A 5,320-nucleotide genomic window follows, 5' to 3' on the forward strand; every position below is an offset into this window, starting at 1 on the left:
GGCCGTGACCGCCGGGGCCGGGCCGTGGCCGCCGGGGCCGGGCCGTGGCCGCCGGGCCGTCGGCTACCCCACCTCGCTCAGCAGCCCGTCGACCAGGTCGCGCGGGAGCCCGTGGGTGTCGTGCAGGTCGCGGTAGTCCTCGTCGGTCAGCGGACCCCGGGACCGCCGCCGGGAGACGACGGGCCGCCCGCGCCGCAGCAGCTCGCGGAACCGTCGTTCCTCGCCGGAGAGCACCTCCCGCACCTCGTCGGGGGTGACCCGCTGCCCGAACCCGTCGAGGGTGTGCCGCACCGGCCCGGTGGGCAGGTCGGACAGGCTGCGGGACGGGTCGTCGCGCCAGAGGGTCGTCAGCGCGCGGCGCAGCAGCCGGCGCAGCACGTAGCCGCGGCCGGTGTTCGAGGGGCGTACGCCGTCGCCGACCACCGCCACGCCCGACCGCAGGTGGTCGCCGACCAGGCGCAGCGGCTCGTCGCGCAGCCCCCACACCTCGCGTACGCCGCGCACCCACGGCAGGAGTCCCTCGCCCTCGAAGACCGAGCGGTGCCCGCGCAGCACCATCTCCAGCCGTTCGAGGCCCATCCCGGTGTCCACGTTGGGCTGCCGCAGCGGCGACAGCCGGCCGTCGGGGTGCCGGTGGTAGCGCATGCCGACGTGGTTCCACAGCTCCATCCACCGGTCGTCGGTGCCGGGGGTGCCCCGCGGCGGGCCGTCGCCGGTCCAGACGAAGAGCTCCGTGTCGGGCCCGCACGGCCCGGTCGGGCCGTTGGACCACCAGTTCTCCTCCCCGGTCAGCTCCACGGGCAGGCCGAGCTCCTCCCAGGCGCGCAGGGAGGGCTCGTCGGGGCCGACCTGGTCGTCGCCGCCGAAGACCGTCACGTGCAGCCGGTCATGGTCGATGCCGAAGCCGTCGCGCAGCAGCTCGTAGCCCCAGCGCAGGCTCTGCGGGAGGTCGTAGTCGCCGAGCGACCAGGAGCCGAGCATTTGGAAGACGGTCAGGTGGGTCGAGTCGCCGACCTCGTCCAGGTCGGTGGTGCGCAGGCAGCGCTGCACGTCGACCAGCCGCCGGCCCAGCGGGTGCGGGCGACCCTCCAGGTAGGGCGTCAGGGGATGCATCCCGGAGGTGGTGAACAGCACCGGGTCGCCCGGCGGCGGGATCAGGGAGCAGTCGGGCACGATCTCGTGGCCGCGCTCGCGGAAGAAGTCGAGGAAGGTCCGGCTGATCGGGTCGTACGTCATGGCGGGTGGCCTTTCCGGGCGGGGCGGCCGGAAAGGGTCCACCGCCGGGAAACCGGCGGGCCGGAGAGACAAAGAGGCCGGCGGACCGTTTCCGGTCGCCGGCGGGAGTCGGTGGGGTCAGGCGGCGGCGACCGACGAGCGCGAAGCTCGCGCGGCCGCGGCGGCGTGCTGGTGCCTGATCTCCATGCCCCGACTGTACGCGGACCACGGCGCCGTCGCCCAGCGGATTACCCGACCGGGCGGCGGCGCCGGGAAGGTCACGCGTTCGCGGAGGCGGCGAGGGCCGGGGCGGAACGGTCGTCGGCCCGGCGGGGCGCCTTCCGGTTGGGCAGCGACAGCCGGACGACCTTCTTCCAGGCGGAGAAGACCTGTCGGGGCAGCGAGCCGGTGGTGTACTTCAGCCCGTACCGGTCGAAGAGGGCCCGCACCTCGGGGGCGATCTCCTGGTAGCGGTTGCTGGGCAGGTCGGGGAAGAGGTGGTGCTCGATCTGGTACGACAGGTTGCCGGTCATGATGTGCATCAGCCTGCTGCCGCTGATGTTGGCCGAGCCGAGCATCTGCCGCAGGTACCACTCGCCGCGCGTCTCCCCCTCGATCGAGCGCTTGGAGAAGGTCTCCACGCCCTCCGGGAAGTGCCCGCACATGATCACGGAGTGGCTCCACAGGTTGCGCAGCACGTTGGCGGTGAAGGTGGCGGCCAGGGTGTGCAGGAAGGACGGCCCGGACAGCAGCGGGTGCAGGACGTAGTCCTTGAGGACCTGCCGGCGGATCTTGCGGCCCACGGCCCGGGCCCGGGCCCGGAACCCCGGGTCCTTGTGGCGGCCCTTGCGCAGGTTGCGCCCCAGCTCCAGGTCGTACGCGGCGATGCCGTACTCGAAGAAGCAGGCGTTGACGAAGTTCCACAGCGGCTGGCCCAGGTGCATGGGGTGCCAGCGCTGGTCCTCGTCGACGCGCATGATGCCGTAGCCGAGGTCGTTGTCCTTGCCGACGACGTTGGTGTAGGTGTGGTGCAGCTCGTTGTGCGAGTGCTTCCACTGCTCGGCCGGGCTGGCCATGTCCCACTCCCACGTCGTGGAGTGGATCTTCGGGTCGCGCATCCAGTCCCACTGACCGTGCAGGACGTTGTGGCCGATCTCCATGTTCTCCAGGATCTTGGCCACGGTCAGCCCGGCCGTCCCCACGACCCAGGCCGGCGGGAAGAGCGAGAACAGCAGCACCGCCCGGCTGCCCAGCTCCAGCCTGCGCTGGGTGGAGATGAGCCGGCGGATGTACGCGGCGTCCCGCTCGCCCCGGCCGGCGATCACCCGGTCGCGGATGGCGTCGAGCTCCTTGCCGATGACCTCGACGTCCTCGGCGGTCAGGTGGGCGATCGGGCTGACGGGCTTCTTGTCAATCACGGTCACGTCGGGTACTCCGGTCAGTGGTCGATGTCGCAGGGGCCGGCCGCGGCCGACACGCAGGTCTGGATGAGGACGCCGTCGCCGGGCACCGCCGTGGTCAGGTCCCCGGTGCGCAGGTCGCGGACCGCGCCCTGGCGCAGCGGCAGGACGCAGCCGTAGCAGATGCCCATCCGGCAGCCCGAGGGCATCAGCACCCCGGCGTTCTCGCCGGCGTCGAGCAGCGGGGTGGCGCCGTCGGCCTCGACCGTGACGCCCGAACGCCCGAAGCTGACCGCGCCGCCCTCGCCGGTCGAGATGACGGTGGGCCGGAACCGCTCGGTGTGCAGCCGGTCGCCGCGGCCCTGGGCCGTCCAGCGCTCGGTCAGCGCGTCGAGCAGGCCGATCGGGCCGCAGGCCCAGGTCTCCCGGTCGAGGTGGTCGGGCACGACACCGGCGAGGTCGTCCGGGGTGAGCAGCCCGTCGGTGTCGGTGTGCCGCTCCACGAGCCGCACCGTGCCCCGCGCGGCGAGGCTCCGCAGCTCGGCGCCGAAGATCACGTCGGCCGGCGTGGGCGCGGAGTGCACCACGACGACGTCGGCGCCGGCCAGGACGCCCGAACGCAGCATCCCCATGATGGGCGTGACCCCGCTGCCGGCGGTCACGAACAGCACCCGGCCGGGCGTCCGCGCGGGGAGCACGAAGTCGCCCTGGGCCTGGTCGAGCTGGACCAGCGTCCCGGGCCGCGCCCGGCGGACGAGATGGTTGCTCACGACGCCGTCCGGGATCGCCTTCACGGTGATCGAGATCGGGCCGCGGCGGGCCGGGGCCGAGGTCAGCGAGTAGGCCCGCCACTGGCGCACGCCGTCGACGTCGACGCCGAGGCGGACGTACTGCCCGGGGGTGTGCCCGCGCCAGTCCCGGCCCGGCTGGATCACCAGCGTCGCCGCGTCGGGGGTCTCGGGGCGCACGTCGAGGATCCGGCCGCGCAGGTCCGCGCCGGAGCGCAGCGGCGCGACCAGGTCGAGGTAGTCGTCGGGCAGCAACGGGGTGGTGACCGACGCGGCCAGCCGCAGGATGCGTCCCCGCAGGGACGCCGTCGCGGGTGGGCGCGGAGCGGTGGTGGTCATGGTTCGATCGTCGCGGCAGGCTGGCATAAAATCTTGGCCTGCGAAGGTGAACCGGCCACATCTTTTTGTGCGGAGGGAACAAGGTGACGGAACGCTCCGAGGCCACCCGGCGCGCGGCCCGCCTGGAGCTGGACGCGCGGGTGGCCGGCGCGCTGCGCGACCAGTTGCCGCTGCTCGCCGAGCGTACGGTCACGGCGATCACCGCGGAGGTGCCGAGCTACTCCGGCACCCTCACCGGCCAGATGCGCGAGAAGATCGAGACCGCGGTGCAGGTGGCGCTCGGCACGTTCCTCCAGCTCATCGAGCGGTCCCAGGGCGCCGACCCGAGCACCCCGCTGGTCGGCGCCCTGGAGGCCGCGTACGCCCTGGGCAGCGGCGAGGCGCGCTCCGGGCGGAGCATGGACGCGCTGCTGGCCGCGTACCGGGTGGGCGCCCGGGTGTCGTGGCGCGAGATGTCCACCACCACGGTGCGGGGCGGGCTCTCCGCGGCCACCGTCGCCGAGTTCGCGGAGCTGATGTTCGCGTACATCGACGAGCTGTCGGCGGCCAGCGTGGCCGGGCACGCGGACGAGCTGGCCAGCGCGGGCCGGGCCCGGCGGCGCAACCTGGAACGGCTCACCCAGCGGCTGCTCGCCGGCGAGCCCGAGGAGGCGCTGCTGCGCAGCGCCGAGCGGGCCGACTGGCCGCCGCCGCAGACCCTCACCGTCGTCCTGCTGCCCCGGGCCAACCTGCGGGCGGCGCTGGCGCTGCTGCACCCGCGCACGCTGGAGAGCGGCGACGACCTGCCGGCGGGCGAGGACCTGGCGGTGCTGCTGGTGCCCGACAGCCACGGCGACCGGCGGCGCCAGCTCGCCCGGGTGCTGCACGGGCGGCGCGCGGTGCTCGGCCCCGCCCGCCCCTGGACCCGGGTGGCGGCCTCCTACCAGCGCGCGGTCCGGGCCCGGTCGCTCGGCCTGCGCCCGGCCGCCGACGACGCGCCGCTGGACACCGAGGAACACCTCGCCGAGCTGGTGCTGAGCACCGATCCGGAGGGCCTGGCCGACCTGCGCGCCCGGGCCCTGGCCCCGCTGGCGGCGCTGCCGCCCGCCGCCGCCGACCGGCTCGCCGAGACGCTGCGCTCGTGGCTGCTGCACCACGGCCGGCGCGACGACGTCGCCGCCGACCTCTTCGTGCACCCGCAGACGGTGCGCTACCGGATGGGCAAGCTCCGCGAGCTGTACGGCGACCGCCTGACCGAGCCGGCGACCGTCCTGGACCTCACCCTCGCCCTGGCCTTCCCGCCCCGGGACGCCGTCGACGACGCGCCCTCCTGACCGCCCGCCCCTCTCGCACCGTGTCCGAACGGTCACGCTGAGGTCAGATACCGGACATACGCGTGCCGCCTAGGCAGCGGAGATGCCACCCTGATCCTCCCCCGACCGTGATCACCCGACCGGCCGCCGGCCCCCGCGCCGGAGCCGTCGGTGGGCCCGCGGGCGGGGCGAACGACCGCCGGCCAGCTGCAGGCGCTCGCCGAGGAACTCCTCTCCACCGGCGCGGCGAACCGGGAGGCGCTGACCAAGCTGGTCCGCTTCGAGG

The 5,320-nt window shown here is 74.4% G+C and carries 4 protein-coding genes; 1 reads left to right on the top strand and 3 read right to left on the bottom strand.

Annotated features, from left to right (window positions below):
* Positions 1–63: 63 nt before the first annotated feature.
* The 3 genes from ACWENR_RS29380 to ACWENR_RS29390 all read right to left on the bottom strand — a co-directional run bounded on the left by ACWENR_RS29380 (position 64) and on the right by ACWENR_RS29390 (position 3,742).
* The gene (locus ACWENR_RS29380) at positions 64–1,236 is read right to left on the bottom strand and encodes an alanine--tRNA ligase-related protein (RefSeq protein ID WP_452280199.1); all 1,173 of its coding nucleotides are present in this window, start codon (positions 1,234–1,236) and stop codon (positions 64–66) included.
* Between the two features lie 257 nt (positions 1,237–1,493).
* Positions 1,494–2,639 carry a fatty acid desaturase family protein gene (locus tag ACWENR_RS29385; protein ID WP_452280200.1) on the bottom strand — a complete coding sequence of 382 codons (1,146 nt, stop codon included), beginning with the start codon at positions 2,637–2,639 and terminating at the stop codon, positions 1,494–1,496.
* 14 nt (positions 2,640–2,653) lie between these two features.
* On the bottom strand, positions 2,654–3,742 hold the full coding sequence (locus tag ACWENR_RS29390) for a ferredoxin reductase (protein ID WP_452280201.1): 1,089 nt from the start codon (positions 3,740–3,742) through the stop codon (positions 2,654–2,656).
* A gap of 83 nt (positions 3,743–3,825) precedes the next feature.
* Here ACWENR_RS29390 and ACWENR_RS29395 point away from each other — a divergent pair, with 83 nt between their 5' ends.
* Entirely contained in the window at positions 3,826–5,055 is a 1,230-nt protein-coding gene (locus ACWENR_RS29395; RefSeq protein ID WP_452280202.1) for a PucR family transcriptional regulator, read from the top strand.
* Positions 5,056–5,320 lie beyond the last annotated feature (265 nt).

The sequence above is a fragment of the Micromonospora sp. NPDC004336 genome (genome assembly GCF_053602615.1).

Excerpts from the sequence above, each read along its gene's own strand:
- ACWENR_RS29380 (WP_452280199.1), bottom strand. The coding sequence starts at position 1,236 with ATGACGTACGACCCGATCAGCCGGACCTTCCTCGACTTCTTCCGCGAG.
- ACWENR_RS29390 (WP_452280201.1), bottom strand. The coding sequence starts at position 3,742 with ATGACCACCACCGCTCCGCGCCCACCCGCGACGGCGTCCCTGCGGGGA.